At 69.3% G+C, this 21,342-nt stretch carries 20 protein-coding genes; 13 read left to right on the forward strand and 7 right to left on the reverse strand.

Features of this window, described 5'->3' with window-relative positions; genetic code table 11:
* Positions 1-260: 260 nt before the first annotated feature.
* The 3 genes from AUC44_RS13210 to AUC44_RS13220 all read left to right on the forward strand — a co-directional run bounded on the left by AUC44_RS13210 (position 261) and on the right by AUC44_RS13220 (position 4,354).
* Positions 261-1,982, forward strand: a complete 1,722-nt coding sequence (locus AUC44_RS13210; RefSeq protein ID WP_062159150.1) for an ABC transporter substrate-binding protein — start codon at positions 261-263, stop codon at positions 1,980-1,982.
* 295 nt (positions 1,983-2,277) lie between these two features.
* Complete coding sequence (locus AUC44_RS13215; RefSeq protein ID WP_062159151.1) at positions 2,278-3,300, forward strand: ABC transporter permease; 1,023 nt, start codon at positions 2,278-2,280, stop codon at positions 3,298-3,300.
* 31 nt (positions 3,301-3,331) lie between these two features.
* Positions 3,332-4,354, forward strand: coding sequence for an ABC transporter permease (locus AUC44_RS13220; protein ID WP_062159152.1), 1,023 nt, complete (start codon positions 3,332-3,334; stop codon positions 4,352-4,354).
* Positions 4,355-4,506: 152 nt separating this feature from the next.
* On the opposite strand, the gene AUC44_RS13225 is transcribed toward AUC44_RS13220, so the two are convergent.
* The 3 genes from AUC44_RS13225 to AUC44_RS13235 all read right to left on the reverse strand — a co-directional run bounded on the left by AUC44_RS13225 (position 4,507) and on the right by AUC44_RS13235 (position 6,649).
* Positions 4,507-4,923: a hypothetical protein gene (locus AUC44_RS13225; protein ID WP_062159153.1), complete on the reverse strand. Its 417-nt coding sequence runs from the start codon at positions 4,921-4,923 to the stop codon at positions 4,507-4,509.
* Positions 4,916-5,800, reverse strand: a complete 885-nt coding sequence (ygfZ, locus tag AUC44_RS13230; RefSeq protein WP_062159154.1) for a CAF17-like 4Fe-4S cluster assembly/insertion protein YgfZ — start codon at positions 5,798-5,800, stop codon at positions 4,916-4,918. The genes AUC44_RS13225 and ygfZ overlap by 8 nt, the downstream gene beginning before the upstream one ends.
* Positions 5,801-5,932: 132 nt before the next feature.
* Positions 5,933-6,649 carry a 50S ribosomal protein L25/general stress protein Ctc gene (locus tag AUC44_RS13235; RefSeq protein ID WP_062159155.1) on the reverse strand — a complete coding sequence of 239 codons (717 nt, stop codon included), beginning with the start codon at positions 6,647-6,649 and terminating at the stop codon, positions 5,933-5,935.
* A 224-nt stretch (positions 6,650-6,873) separates the two neighbouring features.
* Between AUC44_RS13235 and efp the strand changes: the two genes are divergently transcribed.
* From efp to AUC44_RS13260, 5 genes are all read left to right on the forward strand, one after another.
* A complete protein-coding gene (efp, locus tag AUC44_RS13240) occupies positions 6,874-7,431 on the forward strand; it encodes an elongation factor P (protein ID WP_062159156.1) in 558 nt (185 codons plus the stop codon).
* Positions 7,432-7,610: 179 nt separating this feature from the next.
* Positions 7,611-8,156 (forward strand): acetyl-CoA carboxylase biotin carboxyl carrier protein, encoded by a 546-nt coding sequence (accB, locus tag AUC44_RS13245; RefSeq protein ID WP_062159157.1) that lies wholly within the window; start codon positions 7,611-7,613, stop codon positions 8,154-8,156.
* A 98-nt stretch (positions 8,157-8,254) separates the two neighbouring features.
* Entirely contained in the window at positions 8,255-9,592 is a 1,338-nt protein-coding gene (gene accC, locus AUC44_RS13250; RefSeq protein ID WP_046843271.1) for an acetyl-CoA carboxylase biotin carboxylase subunit, read from the forward strand.
* 63 nt (positions 9,593-9,655) lie between these two features.
* Entirely contained in the window at positions 9,656-10,234 is a 579-nt protein-coding gene (locus tag AUC44_RS17255) for a class I SAM-dependent methyltransferase (protein WP_062159158.1), read from the forward strand.
* A gap of 147 nt (positions 10,235-10,381) precedes the next feature.
* Positions 10,382-10,651 carry a hypothetical protein gene (locus AUC44_RS13260; protein ID WP_062159159.1) on the forward strand — a complete coding sequence of 90 codons (270 nt, stop codon included), beginning with the start codon at positions 10,382-10,384 and terminating at the stop codon, positions 10,649-10,651.
* A 58-nt stretch (positions 10,652-10,709) separates the two neighbouring features.
* Here the strand turns inward: AUC44_RS13260 and acs are convergent, their stop codons facing one another.
* Complete coding sequence (gene acs / locus AUC44_RS13265) at positions 10,710-12,626, reverse strand: acetate--CoA ligase (protein ID WP_062159850.1); 1,917 nt, start codon at positions 12,624-12,626, stop codon at positions 10,710-10,712.
* A 270-nt stretch (positions 12,627-12,896) separates the two neighbouring features.
* On the opposite strand from acs, the gene AUC44_RS13270 reads away from it, so the two are divergent.
* The 3 genes from AUC44_RS13270 (at position 12,897) to AUC44_RS13280 (ending at position 15,941) form a co-directional block, all read left to right on the forward strand.
* Positions 12,897-13,505 carry a helix-turn-helix domain-containing protein gene (locus AUC44_RS13270; RefSeq protein WP_231724448.1) on the forward strand — a complete coding sequence of 203 codons (609 nt, stop codon included), beginning with the start codon at positions 12,897-12,899 and terminating at the stop codon, positions 13,503-13,505.
* Positions 13,506-13,508: 3 nt separating this feature from the next.
* On the forward strand, positions 13,509-14,027 hold the full coding sequence (locus tag AUC44_RS13275; RefSeq protein WP_062159160.1) for a GNAT family N-acetyltransferase: 519 nt from the start codon (positions 13,509-13,511) through the stop codon (positions 14,025-14,027).
* 150 nt (positions 14,028-14,177) lie between these two features.
* Positions 14,178-15,941, forward strand: coding sequence for a diguanylate cyclase (locus AUC44_RS13280; protein WP_062159161.1), 1,764 nt, complete (start codon positions 14,178-14,180; stop codon positions 15,939-15,941).
* 36 nt (positions 15,942-15,977) lie between these two features.
* Here AUC44_RS13280 and AUC44_RS13285 read toward each other — a convergent pair whose 3' ends face one another.
* From AUC44_RS13285 to AUC44_RS13295, 3 genes are all read right to left on the reverse strand, one after another.
* Positions 15,978-17,186, reverse strand: a complete 1,209-nt coding sequence (locus AUC44_RS13285; protein WP_062159162.1) for an MFS transporter — start codon at positions 17,184-17,186, stop codon at positions 15,978-15,980.
* A gap of 119 nt (positions 17,187-17,305) precedes the next feature.
* Positions 17,306-18,898: a solute symporter family protein gene (locus AUC44_RS13290; RefSeq protein ID WP_062159163.1), complete on the reverse strand. Its 1,593-nt coding sequence runs from the start codon at positions 18,896-18,898 to the stop codon at positions 17,306-17,308.
* Entirely contained in the window at positions 18,895-19,185 is a 291-nt protein-coding gene (locus AUC44_RS13295) for a DUF485 domain-containing protein (protein WP_062159164.1), read from the reverse strand. Before AUC44_RS13295 ends, AUC44_RS13290 begins: the two co-directional genes overlap by 4 nt.
* 219 nt (positions 19,186-19,404) lie before the next feature.
* Between AUC44_RS13295 and moaA the strand changes: the two genes are divergently transcribed.
* Positions 19,405-20,409: a GTP 3',8-cyclase MoaA gene (moaA, locus tag AUC44_RS13300; protein ID WP_062159165.1), complete on the forward strand. Its 1,005-nt coding sequence runs from the start codon at positions 19,405-19,407 to the stop codon at positions 20,407-20,409.
* A 151-nt stretch (positions 20,410-20,560) separates the two neighbouring features.
* On the forward strand, positions 20,561-21,253 hold the full coding sequence (locus AUC44_RS13305) for a GntR family transcriptional regulator (protein ID WP_046843282.1): 693 nt from the start codon (positions 20,561-20,563) through the stop codon (positions 21,251-21,253).
* Positions 21,254-21,342 lie beyond the last annotated feature (89 nt).

Consider the following 21,342-nt stretch of genomic DNA (forward strand, 5'->3'; position numbering starts at 1 on the left):
GCACAACAAGCGTCAGGGCAGCCGGGCACTCACAACACACCCCGTTCAGCCATATGGGACATGCATAAATATAGACAGCTGTCCGGAAACCTCGCAGCCACGAAGTATCCCTGAAGACCGCCCCGCGCACCCGGACGAAAGTCACAACAATCCGTAAAGACCTGCGCTATGATGCCGCCGATCAACCCCTAGACAGCTCCCGCAAGACGCCCAGACGGGCGCCCTTGCTCACACTGTCAAAGTACCAACCTGGAGGATCAATGAAAAAAGTTGCTGCGCTCGCCACCCTGCTGACCCTGACGACTGCCCTGGCCGTCGCGCCCAAAGACACCCTGGTCATCCAGGAGTCCGCCGATATTCCCACCATGGACCCCGGCGTGACCTACGACACGGCCTCCGGCGCCATCACCGAGAACCTGTACGAGACCCTGCTGACCTACAGCGGCGCCAGCCTCACCAAGCTTGAGCCCCTGCTCGCCACCAAGTGGACGATCAGCAACGGCGGCAAGACCTACACCTTCGACCTGCGTAAGGGCGTGAAGTTCCACAGCGGCAACGCCATGACCTGCGCCGACGCCGAATACAGCTTCGAGCGTAACCTGGTGACCAACAGCGCCGAATCCGGCAACTGGTTCATCTCCGAGAGCCTCCTGGGCACCGGCGCCAACGCCAACGACGACAAGACCATCACCTGGGCCCGCATCGACAAGGCCGTCGAGTGCAACAACGCCGGCCAGCTGGTCTTCACCCTGCCCGCCGTGGATCCGGCTTTCCTGGCCAAGCTGGCCTACACCGGCCAGAGCATCGTGGACAGCAAGCACGCCGCCAAGATCGGCGAGTGGAGCGGCAAGGAAGCCGACTGGAAAGCCTGGGTCGGCAAGGACCTGACCAACAGCAACCTCAGCAAGCAGCCCAGCGGCACCGGCGCGTACAAGTTCGTCCGCAAGGACGCCAACGCCTTCCTGGCCACCGCCTTCGACGGCTACTGGGGCAAGAAACCCGCCATCAAGAACATCGTGATCCAGAAGGTCAGCGAGCTCGCCGCGCGCCAGCAGGCCTTCCTGAAGGGCGACGCCGACCTGATCGAAGGCGGCGGCCGCGCTGTGGACGAGGAGCAGATCAAGGGCAAGCCCGGCGTGGTCTGGCAGGACGGCTTCCCCAGCACCTCCGCGACCGCGTTCTTCATGAACGAAAACATCAAGGCGACCGGCCTGCTGGGCAGCGGCAAGCTGGACGGCAAGGGCATCCCCGCCAACTTCTTCAAGGACGCTAACGTGCGCCGCGGCTTCAGCTACGCCTTCAACTATGACCAATACATCCAGGACGTCCAGAAGGGCAAAGGCAAACAGCGCACCATGCTGCTCCCCGACACCTTCCCCGGCTACGACGCCAAGGTGAACACCTACACCTTCGACGCGGCCAAGGCCAAGCAGTTCTTCCAGCGCGCCTGGGGCGGCCAGGTCTGGAAAAACGGCTTCGTCCTGACGGCCAACTACCGCGCCGGCAGCGTGCCCTCGCAGACCGCCATGGAAATCCTGAAGAAGAACATCGAAGCGCTGAACCCCAAGTTCCGCGTGAACATCCAGGCCAAACAGTGGAGCGAGATGCTCGCGTCTTCCAAGAAGGGCGAGGAAGCCATGATCGTCATTGGCTGGGCGCCTGACTACGCCGACCCGGACAACTTCATGTACACCTTCTACAGCAGCAACGGGTACTACTTCCCCCGCAACAACTGGAAGGACACCCAGGTCGACAAGTGGCTCGAGCAGGCCCGCAACACGGTGAACACCGCCGAGCGTAACCGCCTGTACAGCCTCGTGGGCAAGAAAGCCTACGAGCAGGCCCCGTACATCCTGATGCCCGCTCCCGTGGGCTACAGCTTCATGCGCGACAGCCTGGTGGGCGCCGATCAGAAGAGCTTCAACCCCATGATCTCCTTCAGCTACACCGGCACCTTCTGGAAGGAACTCAGCAAGAAGTAAACCAGACCGCCCGCAGTGACCTGCGCGGCCCAGGGCAGCCCACAGTACCGGGCTGCCCTCTTTTATGAGACCTGCCGGAAGCCGGAAAAGTCCGCGCTGCACGCATAGACAGGTTCTCCATACCGGGACAAGCGCCCGCGCCCCTTTGCGTTACACATGCGATTTGGACTAGGCTAGCGGGCGGACTACAGCTCAGCCGTCACGCACAATCCAAGGTTCGTATCCCACTCTCCGTCCCTCCCATCGGAACCCGGCCCGGCTCCGATCCTGGGAGATTTTCCACCCCGAGGCTCTCATGCTTAACTTCATCGTGAAACGACTCATCCAGATTCCTGTGGTGATGCTCGTTCTCTCGCTGATGATCGTCGGCCTGACCCAGCTGCTCACCCCTGAGCAGCGGGCCGCGCCGTACATCCGCAGCGAACAGCAGGCCGCGCGCCTGGAACAGATCATCGAGCAGCGTGGCCTGCGCGACCCCTTCCCCGTGCAGTACGGCCGCTGGCTGGGCAGCACCCTTCAGGGTGACCTGGGGTACTCCAAGGCCAGCAACCAGGACGTGATCGCCACCATCAAGGAACGCCTGCCGCGGACCATCGAGCTGACGATCCTGACCGCGATTCCGATTCTGCTGATCAGCGTGTGGCTGGGGACCCTGAGCGCCCTGCACAAGGACAAGTTCATCGACCAGTTCCTGCGCGTGGTCGTCGTCCTGGGGTACTCGCTGCCCAGCTTCGTGGTGGGCATCCTGCTGCTGGCCGTGTTCTATGCCTACCTGGGCTGGCTGCCTGGCTCGGGGCAGCTGAACGTCGTGAATACCTTCGCGCTGGGCGACATCAGGACCTACACGGGGCTGCTGACCATCGACGCCGCCCTGAACGGCCGCTGGGACATTGCCTGGGACGCCCTGCAACACATGATCCTGCCTGCCCTCACCCTGGTCATCGTGCTCAGCGCGAACATCATCAAGGTGATGCGCAACAACATGCTTGAGGCCCTGACCAGCGACTACGTGCGCACCGCCCGCGCCAAGGGTCTGGCACCGAAGGCCGTCAACCGTAAGCACGCCCGCCGCAACGCCCTGCTGAGCATCGTCACGCTGGGGGGTTTCCTGATCATCGGGCTGCTGGGCGGCTCGCTGATCACCGAGACGATCTTCGCGTTCCCTGGTGTCGGCCAGTGGGTCGTGCAGGCTGCCGTGGGTGTCGATCTGGCCGCCGTGCTGGGCTTTGCCATGCTGACGGCTGTGATCGTGGTGCTCGTCAGCACCGTCGTGGACATCCTGTACGGCGTGATCGACCCCCGCGTGAGGTTCGACTGATGCCCCGCCCCACCACGCACCGGAGGACACCATGACTGTCGCCGCCGCCGCCAAAACGCGGGACCGCACGCGCTTCCAGGAGTTCTGGACGAGCCCCGCCGTCCGCAAACTGCGCCGCAACCCCCTGGCCATCACTGGCCTGCTCATCACCCTGATCTTCGGCCTGGTGGCCCTGTTCGCGCCGCTGATCGCCAAGCCCAGCGGCAACTGCCTGCGCGACCTGAACATCACGTCGGCGAACGAGGTGTACAACCCGGGTCGCGCGGCCTTCTGGGCGGCCGTGTTCGCCCCCCCTGAAAGCTGCTACCGCACCGAACGCCTGAGCTTCCAGCAGCAGCCCACGGCACCCAGCGCCGAAGCGCCCTTCGGGACAGTCAACGGCTACAACATCTTCTACGGCCTGATCTGGGGTACCCGCACGGCCCTGAAGATGGCGTTTATCATCGTGGGCGTGACCCTGGTGATCGGCGTGATCATCGGCGCGATCAGCGGCTACTACGGCGGCTGGATCGACAACCTGATCCAGCGGTTCATCGACGTGCTGTTCTCCCTGCCGCCCCTGATCCTGACCGTGGTGATCCTGACCATCCTGCGCGCCCGCTTCCAGAGCGGCGCCGGGGATTACGACCCGACACTGCCGATCATCGTGGCCTCCTGCGTGACCGGCTGGGCCGGCTACGCCCGCCTGATCCGCGGCGAGGTGCTGCGGACCCGGCAGCTGGAATACGTGGACGCTGCGCGCAGCCTCGGCGCACGCGACTTCCGCCTGATCATGAAGCACGTGGTGCCCAACAGCATCGCCGCCGTGTTCACGATCGCCGTGCTGGATCTGGCCACCGTGCCGCTGGGTATCGCCGGCCTGTCCTTCCTGGGCCTGGGCTTCGAACCCGGCTTCTCCGAATGGGGCCAGCTCGTCGACGCCGCGCGCGCCTGGCTGAAACCCGAGTACTGGTACGTGCTGGTGTACCCGTCCGTGTTCATCGTGCTGTTCAGCCTCGCGTTCAACCTGTTCGGTGACGGTCTGCGCGACGCCCTGGATCCCAAGTCCCGCTGACCGCTGGCAGCTCCTGCGCGCTGCAGGCCAGCTGAAGATGACACCCCGCCCGGGCTCCCGGGCGGGGTGTTTCGTGAGGGACGAGGCCGTCATCCCTGAGCGGAGAACACATCGTTGATGCCAGTACCCTTGAGCCCCGGAATCCTTTCAACTCAGGCGCTGCGGCGCGGTCGGGTCAGCAGGAACAGCGTCAGCGCCGTCCCCCACAGCAGCGCCGCGGCCAGTGGACTGGCCAGGAACGCGCAGCCGATCAGGAACGGCACGGCGGGCACTGTGGCCGCCTGCATGGCGCCCGCCAGCTGGCGCTGAGGCTGGGCCAGCTGCTCGTCGCGCGCCGTGCGGCGGGCCAGCTGCCACGCCACACCGGCCAGCAGCAGCGCCAGCAGCAAGACGCCCAGGAAGGTGACGGGTTCCTGCACCCGCTGGGGGCGCAGCAGGGCCAGCAGCGCTCCCAGTGGCAGGCCAGGAACGGCCAGCGTCAGGAAGGCCAGCTGGTGGGCGCGGCGCGCGGCGCGGACGCGGCTGTGGGCATCCCCGGCGCGCAGGTCGCGGGTCAGGCCGTCAAGCATGCGTGCCCTGCTGGGCAGCGAGGTGGACGGTGGCGGGCTGCCCGGCCACCTGCACCGCTGCCCCCTCGGCAAGTTCCTTACGCACCCGGGCCACGCTGCCCGGCCCGGCGTGCAGGCCGGCCTGTCCGACCACCTTGCCGTCCGCACTGACCTCGGCCCCGGCCTCCCACGGGCCTTCACCTGTCAGGCGCACGAGGTGGTAGCGGGCGTTGCCCCTCGCCTCCAGGCGCGCCATGATCTCCTGCCCCACGTAACAGCCCTTGCGGTAACTGATAGCGGGCAGCGGGCCGCCCAGATCCAGACCCACCTCCTGCGGGAGGGTGCCGGTCAGGGCGTCGCGGGTGACGTCCGGAATCCCGGCCTGGACCCGCGCGGCGTCCAGCTCGGTCAGCGGCACGGCAGCGCCGGGCAGGGCGGCCAGCACCTCGGCCTCATGCCGGGCCAGGTAGTGCAGGTCCACGCCGGGCGTGCCCGTGCGGTTCACGCGGCCCGCCAGGACCGTGCTCCCTGCCAGCGTGAACGTCTGCGCGTCGCCGCCATCCGCCTGCCAGCCGGGCAGCTGTGCACCGGGCCAGACATGCACGCTGCGCAGCTCGTCGCTGACGTCCTGCACCTCCACCTGATCGAAGATGATGTAGCGCCGCAGCCGCGCGGCCAGCGCCCCGGCCTGACCTTCATCGAGATGCAGGTAGACGTCCTGCTCGCGCTTGTAGACGCGGGCGAACTGTTCGATCTGGCCGCGCACGTTCAGGAACGCGCAGGGCACGAGTCCGGGCGTGGGGGCGCCGCGCAGGTTGTTGGTCATCTGACCGTGTACGAAATCCACACGGTCGGCGCCGGTCACGCGCAGGCTGCTGGAAGGAATCCGGGTCCACATGCCGCCCAGGGTACGGGATGCAGCGCCGGGCATGTGGAACGCGGGTCGCAGGGCGGAGGGCCGCAGCCCCGCCGGGACAGCCACAGACGAGCGCCGCCTCTCCGGTGGGAGGGGCGGCGCTCGGGAAGAGGATTACTCTTCGCTCTTCTCTTCGGTGCTCTCGGCGTCGCCTTCGGTCTCGCTGGCGGCGTCGGCCTTGGCTTCCTCGACGGTGGCGTCGCCTTCCAGGATGGCGGCAGCGGCTTCCTCGCTGATCTCGCCCGCGGCGACCAGACCGGCCACCTGGGCAGCCTGCTGCTCGGCGGCGGCTTCGCCTTCGCTGAGGCGGGGCGGCAGGACGCTGATGACGACCTGCTCGGCGTCACCGGCGAGCTTCACGCCGTCGGGCAGCTTGACCTGACCGGCGGTGACGTGATCACCGATGTTCAGCTTGGTGACGTCCACGACGAGTTCCTGGGGGATGCGGCGGGGGCCGGGGGCGATGATGCTGAGGTTATGGACGACGATGTCCACGAGGCCGCCCATGACTTCGCCCTGGCTCTTGCCCTTGGTGTGCACGGGGACGTTCACTTCGACAGGTTCACCGTAGGTGACCATGTAGAAGTCCACGTGGATGGGGGTGCGCTTGCGCTTGTCCATCTGCACGGTCTTGACCAGCGCGGGGAAGGTCTCGCCGCCCTCGATGGTGATGTCGAACAGACCGGTGGTGCTGGTCTGACGGAAGGCGCGGTCGAAGGCCTTCTTGTCGAGGCTGAAGGAGACGTTCTTCTCCTTGTTGTAGGCGACGGCGGGGATCAGGCCTTCAGCGAGCTTTTCCTGGCTCTTGCGGGGTTTGGCGTTCAGTTCCATGTGCTTTCTCCTTCGGGGACGTTCTTCGCCGCCTCACTCTCGCCGCTCGCCGCTCGGGGCGGGGCAGGGGGCGGGCGTGCAACCGTGACAGCATAGCAAACGCGCGCAGGCGGGTGGAAGGGTCATGCGGGCCTCTGCTAGACTCTGTGGCGTTGCCGCGCGGCTCCCCCACCCAGCGCACCGGGTGTTCGGAGGCGGCCCCGGACGGAAGACAAGGAGAAGACATGATCAGTGTGACTGAACTGCGTAACGGCACCAAAGTGGAGATGGACGGCGGCCTGTGGGAGTGCCTGGAGTACTCGCACCTGAAGATGGGCCGTGGCGGCGCGAAGGTCGTCACGAAGTTCCGCAACATGGAAAGCGGCTCGATCGTGGACCGCACCTTCAACAGCGGTGAGAAGCTGCAGGACATCTACGTGGAAGGCAAGAAGATGCAGTACCTCTACCCCGACGGTGAGGACTTCGTGTTCATGGACCTGGACACCTTCGACCAGATCACGCTGGGCAAGGGCCTCGTCAGCGACGCCGCGAAGTTCATGAAGGAGAACACCGAGGTGGAAGTCGCGATGTACGGCGAGAAGCCCCTGAGCATCACGCTGCCCAACCAGGTCATCCTGAAGATCGTGCAGACCGACCCCGGCGTGCGCGGCGACACGGTGTCGGGCGGCACGAAGCCCGCCACGCTGGAAACCGGCGCGGTGGTGCAGGTGCCCCTGTTCGTGGAGCAGGACACGAACGTGAAGGTGGACACCCGCACGGGTCAGTACCTCAGCCGCGCGTAAATGACGTGACGTGACTGCGCCGCCCCCGGTTTCCCCGGCGGGCGGCGTCCTCATTTCCCGTTAGACTCAGTTCAGCCAAACGAGCGTTAGGCTGCGGGTAACACCCCCTCTCACCCGGCACAGGGCATGATTGGGGGCAGCGTCAACCGTAGAACCCAGACGACCTTCAAGGAGGGGCCATGAACCCGAACGACCTGAAACAGATTCTCGATGCCCTCACGTACGCCGACGTGCGTGAATTCAGCCTGCGCACCGGCAGCTTCGACCTGAGCCTCAAGCGCGGCCCGCAGGCCTTCGCCGCGCCCGCCCCCATGCCTGCCACCGGCCCGGCACCGGTCGCGGCCCCCATGCCCGCCCCCGCGTTCGCGCCCATGCCCGCCCCCGCCATGCCTGCCCCCCAGGTGCAGGACAGCGCCCCCGCCGCGCCCGCGCAGGCCAGCGCCCCGGCCCCCACGCCCGCCGAGGCTCCCGCCGAGAAGCCCGCCAGCAAGGGCACGCCCGTCAAGGCGCCCATCGTCGGGACCTTCTACGCCTCCAGCAGCCCCGACGCCGCCCCCTACGTGAAGGTCGGCGACACCGTCGCGGCCGGACAGGTGCTGTGCATCATCGAGGCGATGAAACTCATGAACGAGATCGAAGCCGAGCAGGGCGGCACCATTCGCGAGATCCTCGTGAAGAACGCCGAACCCGTCGAGTACGGCCAGACGCTGTTCATCATCGAATAAGAGGCGGAAGGCCGATGGCAGAAGGCAGCAGGCCGCCCCTCGGCCGCGCTCTCGCCATCCGGCCTTGAACCTTTTGCCATCTGCAAGGAGCGAAGTTCATGTTCAAGAAGATCCTGATCGCCAACCGTGGCGAGATTGCCCTGCGCGTCATCCGGACGGCGCGGGAGATGGGCGTGAAGACGGTCGTGGTGTACTCCACGGCGGACGAGAAGAGCCTGCCGGTGCTGCTGGCGGACGAATCCGTATGCGTGGGCCCGCCCGCGAGCAACCAGTCGTACCTGAACATCCCGAACATCCTCTCGGCGGCGCTGATGACGGGTGCGGAGGGCATTCACCCGGGGTACGGCTTCATGGCGGAGAACCCGGACTTCGCGGAGATGTGCCGCGAGCACGGCATCACGTTCATCGGGCCGACGCCCGAGAGCATGCGCGCGCTGGGCAGTAAGGCCGGTGGGCGCGAGATCGCCGCGCTGAGCAACGTGCCGGTCGTGCCGGGCACCGGCGTGCTGGACACCGTGGACGACGCGCTGCTGGCCGCCAAGCAGATCGGGTACCCGGTGCTGCTCAAGGCCAGCGCGGGCGGCGGCGGGCGCGGGCAGAAGGTCATCCGCACGCAGGAGGAACTCGCCAAGGGCTTCGCGCAGGCGCAGGAGGAAGCGCGGCTGTACTTCGGTGATCCGGCGATCATCATGGAGAAGTTCCTGGAGGAATTCCGCCACGTCGAGGTGCAGGTCATGGGCGACGGGCAGGGCCACGTCATCCACATCGGCGAGCGCGACTGCTCCATTCAGCGGCGCAACCAGAAACTGATCGAGGAGGCCCCCAGCACCCTGCCGGACACGCTGCGCCAGGAGATCCTCGCGGCGGGCGTGCGCCTCGCCAAGCACGTGAACTACGCCGGGGCGGGCACGCTGGAATTCATCGTGGACCGCGACGGGAACTACTACTTCATGGAGATGAACACCCGCATCCAGGTGGAACACTGCGTCTCCGAGGAGATCTCCGGGCTGGACTTCGTGAAGCTGCAACTGGAGATCGCCGCCGGGTACGGCCTGAAACTCCAGCAGGAGGACGTGGTCCTGCGCGGGCACGCCATCGAGTGCCGCCTGAACGCCGAGGATCCCGACAAGGACTTCCGCCCGGCCGCCGGGAAGATCGACGACGTGCACTTCGCGGGTGGCCCCGGCGTGCGCGTGGACAGCCACTGCTACACCGGCTACGTGATCCCCCCGCACTACGACAGCCTGATCGGCAAGCTGATCGTGCACCACGACACGCGCGAGCAGGCGATTGCCCGCATGAAGCGCGCGCTGGAAGAGACGGTCATCCAGGGACCGAAGACGACCATTCCGCTGTACGTGAAGATCATGGACAACCCGTTCTACAAGCGCGGGGCGGTCATGACGAACTTCCTGAAGACGCGAATGGAGATGTAAGAGCCGATGGCAGATGGGCAGAGGCAGAAGGCTGAGGGGCACCCGGCGTCTGCCTCTGCCCGTTTGGGGGCGCGGGACGCGCTGCTCTCGCGCCTGTGTGGGCGCTCATGGCCGGAGGGGCTGCTGCTGGACGCGCTGAGTCTCTCCCCTGCCCTGGACGTGCTGGATGTGGGCGCGGGGGACGGCCGGCTGGTGCGTGAACTGGCGCGGCGGGGGCACGCGGGCCGGGTGGTGGGCGTCGATCCCACGCCGGGGTTGGGGGTGCAGCGTGCATCGGCGGAGGCGCTCCCGTTCCCGGACGCGAGTGTCGACGTGGTGCTGTTCGCACGGGTCCTGGCGCACCTGCCCGATCAGGCACGGGCGCTGGCCGAGGCGCGGCGCGTACTGCGGCCCGGCGGACAGGTCTGGGGCGCCGCGCACGGCCCGGCACACCTGCGGGCCACCTGGGCGGCCCTGGGCCAGCCCCTCGCGCCGGGAGACACGCCGCCCGAACCCGCGTTGACCGTCAAGTGCCCCATCACGGTGACCGGTGACGATGCCCGCTTCCTGCTGGGCACGTACGGGCAGGCGGCCGACATGCCCGGTCCCCTCTTCCCCGTTCAGGACGCCGCGCAGTTGCTGATCTGGTCGCTGGCCCCGTGAAACGGGTTCCGTTTGTCTCCTTCTCGCTCCGCTCGGATTGAATGATTCTGGCAAACCATTCAATCGGAGTCCGTTTGAGGTCAGCTGACCAGTCGGCGCGCCACGCGGCCAGTTTTCCCCCTGCGCGGCGGGGCGCATGCTGCGGGCATGCTTCCTGCTGACCTGCATCAGGCGCTGCGGCCCCTGCTTCCGGAACTTCAGACCCAGCTGCTCGGGGGGTGCCGCCCGGACCCGCTGCGGCACCTGGACATTCAGGTATCCGCGAAACCGTGCGGCACGGTCACCCTGACGGTCCGGGCCGCGCATGACGGGGCGCGCTGGGGCCGCACGGCCAGCGTGGACCTGCACCCGCTGTGGTGCGGGGATCACCTGGAATTGCGGGCGGACGCGCCGGAGTACGCGATCAGCGCCACGTGAATGCATCAGGGGGCCGCGACACCCCAGCCGTGGCGGTGCCGCGGCCCGCTGACCCGCTTTACACGGGTTCCGTCGCGGCCAGCCGGTCGAGCACGCCGGGGTCTTCCAGGGTGCTGGTGTCGCCCTGGATCTCCTTGCCCGCGGCGATCTGCCTGAGGAAGCGGCGCATGATCTTCCCGCTGCGGGTCTTGGGGAGCGCGTCGGCGACGTAGATGGCGTCGGGGCGGGCGAGCGCGCCGATCTCGCGGCTGACGTGGGCGCGCAGTTCTTTCGGGTCAACCGTAAAGCCGCTCTGGGGGAGCACGAACGCGACGACGCTCTCGCCCTTCACGTCGTCGGGTTTGCCGACCACGGCGGCCTCGGCGACGCTGGGGTGGGCGACGAGGGCGGATTCGATCTCCATGGTGCCCAGGCGGTGGCCGCTGACGTTCAGGACGTCGTCCACGCGGCCGATGACGGTGACGTAGCCGTCGGCGTCGCGGCGGGCGCCGTCCCCGGCGAAGTACACGCCGCCGATCTCGCCCCAGTAGGTCTTGCGGTAGCGCTCGTCGTCGCCGTACACGGTGCGCAGCATGCTGGGCCAGGGGCGTTTGATGACGAGCAGGCCGCCGTCGTCGGGCCCGAGTTCCTCGCCCTGGCGGGTCATGATGGCGGGGTCCACGCCGAACATGGGGAGGCCCGCGCTGCCGGGTTTGCTGGCGTGCGCGCCGGGCAGGGTGGTCAGCATGATGGAGCCGGTCTCGGTCTGCCACCAGGTGTCCACGACGGGGCAGCGCTCGCCGCCGATCACGCGGTAGTACCACATCCACGCTTCGGGGTTGATGGGTTCCCCGACCGAGCCGAGCAGGCGCAGGCTGCTCAGGTCGTACGCGGCGGGGATGGCGTCGCCCTGGCGCATGAAGGAGCGGATGGCGGTGGGCGCGGTGTACAGGATCGTGACGCGGTGCTTCTGGATCAGGTGCCAGAAGCGGCCCCAGTCGGGGTGGTTGGGCGCGCCCTCGTACATGAGGACGGTCGCGCCGTTCAGCAGGGGGCCGTACACGCTGTAGCTGTGGCCGGTGATCCAGCCGACGTCGGCGGTGCACCAGTAGATGTCGTCGTCCCGCAGGTCGAAGACGGTCTGGGTGGTGAGGTACGTGCCGATCATGTACCCGCCGGTGGTGTGCTGCACGCCCTTGGGTTTGCCGGTGCTGCCGGAGGTGTACAGCACGAACAGTGGGTGTTCGCTGTCCACGGGCAGCGCGTCGTGGTCGTCGCTGGCGGCGTTCAGGGCGTCGTGCCACCAGACGTCGCGGCCCTCCTGCATGGGGGCGTCGCAGTCGGCGCGGCACACCACGAGGATCTTCTCCAGGCTGGGGGTGAGTCTGGCGGCCTCGTCGGCGTTCGCCTTGAGGTTCACCAGGGAGCCGCGCCGCTGTCCGGCGTCGGCGGTGATCAGGACCTTGCTCTGCGCGTCGTTGATGCGGTCGGCCAGCGCGCTGACCGAGAACCCGCCGAACACCACGGAGTGCACGGCGCCGATGCGGGCGCAGGCGAGCATGGCGATGGCCGCCTCGGGCGTCAGGGGCAGGTACAGGGTCACGCGGTCGCCGGCCTGCACGCCCAGGTCGCGCAGGGCGTTCGCGGCCTTCTTCACCTCGCGCAGCAGCTGCGCGTAGGTGTAGGTGCGGACCTCGCCGTCCTCGGCCTCCCAGATGATCGCCGCCTTGCTGCCCAGGCCGCGCGCGACGTTGCGGTCCAGGGCGTTGAAGGCGATGTTCGTCTGGCCGCCCACGAACCACTGCGCGTGGGGGGGCTGCCAGTCGAGCACCTGCGTCCAGGGGGTGAACCAGTGGAGTTCCCCGGCCACCCCGGACCAGAAGGTGTCGGGGTCGTCGAGACTCTGGCGGTAGCGGCGCTCGTAGTCCTCGCGGGTCACGCGGGCCTGCGCGCGGAAGTCGTCACTCGGCTCGATCACGCGGTGCTCGTGGAGCATCGCGTCGATATGGTCACTGGCCGGGCGGTCGCTGGCGGGGTGGTTGCTGGGCTGGGTAGGGGTCTGGGTCATGGGACACCTCCGGGTGGGGCTTGGGCCGCTGTCAGGGCGACGGGCGTGGGATTGGGCTGTGTGTTGTGCCCACTGTACTCGCGTGAAGGTGGGATTCCGGGTGGGCCGCCAGCGCGGGTACTGCGGCGGTACTGCACCCGGTGCAAGCGGTCAGGTTCGGCCTTGACAGGCGCAAACACCGTTGCGGAAAATCAACACATGACCATGATCAGCAACTCATGTGATGGCGCGGCCGAGCAGGCGGCCGGGCGGCTGGCCCGGCAGATCACGGCCGAGCGGGAGGCGCGCGGCTGGACGCAGGCCACACTCGCGGGGCGCGCCGGGGTGTCGAAGGCCGCCGTGAGCCGCATCGAGCGCGGCGAGATGAGCCCCACCGCCGTCACGCTGCTGCGTCTCGCCGGAGCGTTCGACCTGACCCTGGCCGGCCTGCTCCTGCGCGCCGAGGGTGCCGGAGCGCGCGAGCACGAACGCCTGTCGCGCGCCGCGCAGCAGCCCGGGTGGCGCGACCCCGACACCGGGTACACCCGCCGCCAGCTGTTCGCCGCGCCCACCCACCCGCTGGAGGCCGCGCAGGTCACCCTGCCCGCTGGAGCGAGCGTCACGCTGCCCGCCGGTTCGTACGCGCACATCGCGCAGCTGCTGTGGGTGCAGTCGGGTGAACTGCGCCTGACCGAACGCCGCGCGCCCGACCTCACCTGGGACCTCGCAGCGGGCGACTGCCTGGGCTTCGGGACGCCCTGCGACGTGACCTTCGAGAATCCCGCAGGGCAGCCCTGCACGTACGCCGTCTTTCTCGCCCGGAGGTAACCCATGACCGACACCGTCCGTATCGAGCCGCTGGGTGACGCGCCCGCCACCCTGGACGCCCTGAGCGACCTGCTGATCGCCACCGTCGCCGCCGGGGGCTCGGTCAGTTTCATGCACCCTCTGGCCCCCGCGCAGGCCCGCGCGTTCTGGGCGGGTTCGCTGGCCGCCGCCGCACGCGGCGAGCGCGTCGTGCTGGGCGCGTGGGATGGGCTGCAACTGCTCTCCACCGTCACGCTGATCCTCGACTGCCCGCCCAACCAGCCGCACCGCGCCGAGATCGCCAAGATGATGACCGCCCCGGCCGCGCGGGGGCGCGGGCTGGCCCTGACCCTGCTGCGCGAGGCCGAGGCCCTGGCCCGCACACACGGCCGGACGCTGCTCGTGCTGGACACCGCCAGCGAGGGCGGCGCGTCGGGCCTGTACGAACGCGCCGGGTACGTGTTCGCCGGCGAGATCCCCGACTACGCCCTGAAGCCCCACGGGGGCCTGACCGGCACGCGCCTGTACTACCGGCGGCTCTGAGGCGGCCGGCCCCTCCGGGCAGACCGAAGCGCCCGGTCCCCGCCCGCCGGTACCCCCTCCCCCCCGGTGACCGCTCGGGCGCCCCGTTGGCGGCGCCGGGTCCGGCCCCGTACTGTGGAGCATGTTGCCCGCACCCCACCTGGAGGGCTCATGAGTCTCCCGGCCCACCTGCACCCCTTCGAGGCGCTGCTCCCCCAGGAACCCGGCCCGGCGCGGGTGGACGCCCTGCTGGCCCTGTCGGCGCAGCCTCACCCGCTGGCGGAGCAGGCCGGACTGGCCGAGCAGGCCCGCACGCTGGCGGCGGCGCTGAACGACCCGGCCCGCACCGCCCACGCCGAGCTGCGCCTGGGATCGCTGCTGGACGGCCCAGAGGCCCTGGCGCTGGTCCGGAGCGCCGCGCGGCGCTTCGAGCAGCTGCGAGACCCCGCACGGGAGCTGGCCTGCGCGGTCCGCGAGACGGCGCTGCTGGACGACCCGCACGCGCGGCTCTCGGCGCTGCTGCGCGCCGCCGCGCTGGCCGAGGAGGCCGCGCAGCCCCTGACGGAACTGACCCTGCGGGAGCAGCTCGGCGTGGCCCTGCGCCGCCTGGGCAGCGCCGACCGGGCGCGCGAGGCGTTCACGCGCGCGGCCGACCTGGCCGACACCCATGACGCGCGCGCGCAGGCCACCGGGGCCCTGCTGGGGCTGGGCGAACTGGCACTGGAGTCCGGGGCGCCGCAGGCCGCGCTGGACCCGCTGCGCGCGGCAGGGCACCTCACGCGGGGCGAGGGCACGGCCGCGCAGGCGCGTTCGCTGAGCGGACTGGGCCGCGCGTACGCGGCGCTGGGTGACCCGGCCCGGGCGGCGCGTTTTCTGGATGGGGCGCTCACGGTGGCAGAGGCAAAGGTCAGTCCTGACCCTGACCTGCTCGCCGCGCTGCTGGATGCCCGCGCCGCCACGCACGACGCGCAGCGGCAGCCGGCCGAGGCGCACGCCCTGCTGCGCCGCAGCCTCGCCCTGACGGAACACGGCCATCCCGACGGGCATGGGCAGACCCTGCTGGCCCTGGCGCGGCACCTCGCCGGGCAGGGCCGCGTGGATCAGGCCCGCGAGACGCTGAAGTGGGCGCTGCGGTACGGCCTGGAGCGCGCCCGCCCCGGGCTGGTCGCCGCCGCGCATCTCGCGCAGGCCGACCTGGCCGAGACCGGGGGGGACATGGCCGAGGCAGCGGCGCAGCTGCGCGCCTGGGCGGCCGCCCTGGAAGAGCAGCGCCGCCGCGACACCGCCCGGGCGGCGCAGGTGCAGGAGGCCGTGCGCGCCGCGCAGGAGGCGCTGGCCTGCCGCGAGGCGAGGCGCGACACCCTGCTGCTGCTGGAGGGCACCATGCAGGATGCCAGCACGCGGCTGGCCGCCATGCAGGTCATGCTGGAACGCTGGCGCAGCAGCTCGATGCTGGATACCGGGAGCGGCGCGCACTCGCGTTCCTTCGGGCTGGAGATCCTGGCGCTGCATTTCAACCGTTGCGTGCGTCTGCGCGCGCCGCTGGCCCTGGCGATCGTGGGGGTGGAGGTGCAGGCCCCGCCCACCGACGGCCCCGCCGACCTGTTCCTGAGCAATGTCCTGAGTGCGGTGGCGCGCGTGCTGGAGGGACAGGTGCGGGCGATGGACACGGTCGCGCGGTTCGACCGGTTCAAGTTCATGGTGATCTTTCCCGAGACCAGCCCGGACGGCGCGGTGCATCCGCTCGAACGCGTGACCGACCAGATCCGGACGTACGACTGGGGCGTGCCCGGCCTCGCCGGGACGGTCAGCGTGGCGGTGGGGCTGGTGGGACGCGGGTTCGTGCAGGGCGTGAACCTGCTGATCGACGCGGCGGACGCCGAGCACTACCGCGCGCGGCGGCAGGGACCGAACACCCTGAGTGTGGCCCGCTAGCCGCGCCCCCAGTCACGCCGACAGTCACGCCCGCAGTCACGCCGGGGCCGAGGACCGCCGCCGCGTCAGGCGGCCCTGCACGCGGCCTTCCAGGGCCAGCAGGAGCAGCGCCGCCCCGGCGGCCAGTCCGGCGATCACGACCCACATCCCGCCCGCGCCCAGCCGCTGGAGGAGCGCGCCGCCCAGCAGCGGGGCGAGCAGGGTGGCGAGCCCCGCCATGCTGCCCACCAGGCCGATGTAGGTGCCGCGCTGCTCGGGGGGGCCCAGTTCGCTGATGATGGTCTTGCTGATGCCGTAGGCGATGATCTCCCCCACCGTCCAGACCGCCACGGCCAGCATGTGCGCCCACAGGGTGTGGGCCAGGGCGTGGCCCAGGAAGCCCACGCCGAGCAGCGCCGCGCCCAGGGCCTGCCAGCGCGGGTGGCCACTGCGGGCGATCAGGTGGCCCAGCGGCAGGCCCAGCAGCACGACCAGCGCGCCGTTCACCGCGAGCACCTGCCCGTACTGCGCGGCGCTGAAGCCCTGCTGCGCGAACACGACGGCCAGCAGCTTGTAGCTCTGGTAGGTCAGGCCGAACAGCAGCGACGCGAGGCAGAACTGCCACAGCAGCGTGTCTCTCGGCAGGAGCTGGCGGGCGCGGGCCGCCGCGTGCTGTGCGGGGCGGGCCGCGCGGGGGTACAGCAGCGTCAGCAGCAGCGCGTACGCGGCCATGGTCGCGGCGTCCAGCCAGAACAGCAGCCGCAGGGAACGCCCGGCCAGCCAGCCGCCCAGGACGGGGGCAGTGGCGGCCCCGACGTTGATCGCCCAGTACAGCAGGTTGTACGCGCGGGTGCGCTGCGGGCCCTGCGTGAGGTCCGCCACGGCGGTGCTCGCGGCGGGTTTGTACAGCGCCGACAGCAGCGAGAACCCCAGCACGCCTGCCGCCGTCCACCAGAAGCCCTGCGCGAAGGACAGCGCCAGGATCATGACCGCGCCCCCGCTCAGGGCCAGGATCATGGTGAAGGCCGGGCCGCGCCGGTCGGTCAGCGGCCCGCTGAGGCCCTCGGACACGAAGCGGCCCAGGCCCAGCATCGCCAGGATCACGCTGACCTGCGTGACGCCCAGGTGCGCGTGCGCGGTCAGGTAGAAGCCCAGCAGCGGCACCACGAACTCGCCCAGGCGGTTGAGCAGGGTGCCCCACCACAGCACCCAGAACCCGGTCGGGTAGGCGGAGGCGGCGCGGGTCAGGGCAGTCACGCGCGCCATGCTATACGGCCTCTGGTTGAATGGTTTGCAGAACCGTGCAGTCCGGGCAGGGGCAGCCGCCACTCAGCACAGGGGCCCGGGCTGCCGCGTGGCGTCCGGGCCCCCCCTCCACGTGCGGGTCAGTCGTGTGCGGCGACGCTGCCGTCCACGCCGGCGCCGGTGTAGGCGCGGAACTGCATGTCCTCGAAGGTGCGGTCGTCTTCGGGGGTGTGGCGGCGGGCGCCGATCAGGGTGCCCAGGTACGCGAACAGGAATCCGGCGGGGATGCTGATGATGCCGGGGTTCTCCAGCGGGAAGATCGCGTTGGCCTGGATCAGGTGGCGGCCGGTGGTCAGGGTATCCGGGTCGATCTTCATGATGTTGGGGCTGATGGCGATCAGCAGCAGGGTGAACAGGATGCCGCCCACGATGCCCCACATGGCGCCGGTGGCGTTGAAGCGGCGCCAGAACAGCGTGAACAGGATGACCGGCAGGTTGGCGCTGGCGGCCAGGGCGAAGGCCAGCGCGACCAGGAAGGCGACGTTCTGGGTCTTGGCGGCGAGGCCCAGCAGGATCGCGGCGATGCCGACGGCGACGGTGGCGAGGCGGGCGACGCGGAACTGGTCCTTCTCACTGGCCTGGCCGCCCTTGAGGACGCCGTTGTAGATGTCGTGCGTGAAGCTGGTGGACGCGCTGATGGTCAGGCCCGCGACGACGGCGAGGATCGTGGCGAAGGCGACGGCGGTCACGAAGGCCAGCCCGAATTCACCGCCGGCGGTGCCTGCCCCGCCGAACAGGGCCTGGGCCAGCAGCGGCGCGGCCATGTTGCCGGCCTTGTTGGCGGCCTCGATGGCGTCCTTGCCGAGCAGCACGTTGGCGGCGTTGCCCATGAAGGCGGTCATGACGTAGAACGCGCCGATCAGCGCCATGGCCCACACGACGCTCTTGCGGGCGTCCTGCGCGGTGGGGACGGTGAAGAAGCGCACGAGGATGTGCGGCAGTCCGGCGGTCCCGAGGACCAGCGCGAGGCACAGGCTGATCAGGTCGACCGGGTTGGTGTATTTCACACCTGCACCGAGGAAGGGGGCGCCGTTCTTCGCTTCCACCTGGCCAAGCAGGTTGGAGAAGCTCCAGCCGAAGCGGTTGAGGATCAGGACGGTCATGACGATGGTGGCGAACATCAGCAGCATGGCCTTGATGATCTGCACCCAGGTGGTGGCGAGCATGCCGCCCACCACCACGTAGATGATCATCAGCACGCCCACGAGCGGGATGGCGAGATCGGCGCTGATCGCCCCCTTGGAGAGCAGGCTGATCAGGGAGCCGGCGCCGACGACCTGCGCGATCATGTAGAAGGTGCTGATCACGATGGTGCTCACGGCGGCGTAGGTGCGCACGCGCGGGTCTTTCAGGCGGTACACGAGCATGTCGGCCAGGGTGTACTTGCCGAGGTTGCGCAGCGGTTCAGCCACGATGAACAGCACGGTCAGGTACGCGATAAACCACCCGACCGAGTACATGAAGCCGTCGTAGCCGTTCAGGGCGATCAGTCCGGTGATGCCCAGGAAGCTGGCGGCGCTCATGTAATCGCCGGCGATGGCGATGCCGTTCTGGGTGGCGCTGATGCGGCCGCCCGCGACGTAGAAGTCCCCGGCGCTGGTGTTGCGCTTGCTGGCCCAGAAGGTGACGGCCAGCGTGACGGCCACGATGATCGCGGCGAGCAGGAAGGTCACGCGCGGGCCTCCTGCGCCAGCCGGTCGAAGGTCCGCGCCTTGACGACGTAGATGTAGGCCATGACCCAGCCCATGATGAACTCGGCGAAGGCCAGGACGTACCCGAAGGTGACGTTCCCGAAGACCTTGGTAGCCATCAGGGGCTTGTTGTAGCCGGCCAGGACGGGCAGCAGGAAATACAGCACCAGGAACGTCAGGGTCATGGTGAGCGTGAAGGCGTTGCGCTGCGCGACCAGTTGCTGGTACGCGGCGTTACGCGCGGCGGGTGGGGCGCTGGATACCGTCATGACGACCTCCGGGGATGGGGGTGTGCGGTCGGTCGCGGCCGGCCGCGCGGGCCTGGGTTGTGGACGTTGCGCTCAGGGTAGTCGGACAGGCGCCCCGCCGCAATGCACCCGGTTCAAGCTTCTCGTTCCTGCTCGCGGGACAGCTGGGGGCGTGTGGGCCGGCAGAATTGCGAACCGACCCGCCAAGTTCCCACCGGCAGGCGCGTATGCTGCGGGGCAATGCTCGACCTGCTGGGAAGGCCCCTGCGCGACCTGCGCATCAGCGTGACGGACCGCTGCAACCTGCGCTGCACGTACTGCATGCCGGCGGACGTGTTCGGGCCGGACTACGCCTTCCTGCCGCGCGCCGAACTGCTGAGTTTCGAGGAGATCGAGCGGCTGGCGCGCGCGTTCGTGGCGCTGGGCGTGCGCAAGCTGCGCGTCACGGGCGGCGAGCCGACCCTGCGGCGCGACCTGCCCACCCTGATCGCGGCCCTGGCGGCCATTCCGGACGTGGAGGACGTGGCGATGACCACGAACGGCCTGCTGCTGCCGCGCGTGGCGGCGGACCTGAAGGCGGCGGGCCTGCGGCGGGTGACGGTCAGCATCGACAGCCTCGACCCGGAGGTGTTCGGGCGCATGAACGGGCTGGGCACGCATCCGCAGAAGGTCATGGACGGGATCGAGGCGGCCCTGACGGCCGGGCTGGGCGTGAAGGTGAACACGGTGGTGCAGCGCGGCGTGAACGACGCGGGCCTGCGCGAGCTGTGGCTGGCGCTGCGCGAGCTGGCCCCAGTGCGGTTCATCGAGTTCATGGACGTGGGGAACCACAACGGCTGGAACCTGGACAGCGTGGTGCCCAGCCGCGAGGTCCTGGCCCGGCTGGGGGGCGGGGCGGGGGCCGCGCATTTCCAGCCGCTGCGCGCGGACTACCGGGGCGAGGTGGCCTCGCGGTACGCCGATCCCGAGGGCCGCGAGGTGGGGCTGATCAGTTCGGTGACCGCGCCGTTCTGCGGCGACTGCTCGCGGGCGCGGATCTCGGCGGTGGGGGTGCTGTACACCTGTCTGTTCGCGTCGGGCGGCACGGATCTGCGCGCGGCGCTGCGGGGCGGGGCCTCGGACGCGGCGCTGCGGGAGCTGATCGCGGGCGTGTGGGCGGGCCGCGAAGACCGCTACAGCGAGGAGCGCGGCGAGGCCACGGCAGCCCTGCGCCCGAAGGTGGAGATGTCGCATATCGGCGGCTGATCGCTTGGCAGATGACAGGTCGTGGCCCGGTCAGCACTGCCTAACGCTCGTTGTCTCGCCCCGCGTGACAGCTAGACAAGCTTGTGTACTCTGGACACTAAACTTAAGATGAACAAGGCACCGCCCGCCAGCGGAACGCCCGGAGGGATGCATGGCGAAGTACCCGCTCATCAAGACGACCCTGAAAGACCGCCTGCTCGGCGGCCATTACGCCGAGGGGCTCCCCCTGCCCAGCGAACCGCAGCTCGCCCGCGAATTCGAAGTCTCCCGCATGACCGCCCGCCGCGCCATCGACGAACTGGAACGCGAAGGCTACGTCTACCGCGTCCAGGGGGCCGGTACCTTCCCCACCGGCAAACGCTTCCGGCAGGGCATGTTCCGCGTGCGCCCCTTCAAGGAATGGGCCCGCCACCCGGATCACCGCACCACGGTCCTGCGCGCCATGCAGATCGAGGCCACCCCGGAAATCGCCATCGTGTTGCAGATCCAGCCCGGCGACCCCGTGATCTTCGTGCACCGCCTGCGCACCGCCGGGGACGAGGCGCTGGTCATCGAGAAGCGCTACATCAACGGCAACCTCGTGCCGAACCTGCTGGATCACAACCTGGGCGCCGAGAGCATCCACGAGATCATGATCGGCCTGGGCGTGCCCCTCCAGCGCGTCGAGCAGAACCTTGAGGCCGTCAACCTCCGCCAGGAGGAGGCCGACCTGCTGCGCGTGCCCCTGGGCACCGCCGCGTTCCTGCTGCGCCGCACCACCTACAGCGGCCAGAAACGCGCCAGCTACGTGAACTACTGGGTGCGCGGCGACCGCTACGCCTTCCAGGACACCTTCGAACCCTGAGCTCTGGGCTGTGGGCCATGCGCGAACCACGCTGTGGCCCACAGCCCATACCCCAGAACCGATCAGCAGAAAAGCGCCGCCTCCATCTC

It is taken from the genome of Deinococcus actinosclerus (assembly GCF_001507665.1).
Classification (GTDB): domain Bacteria; phylum Deinococcota; class Deinococci; order Deinococcales; family Deinococcaceae; genus Deinococcus; species Deinococcus actinosclerus.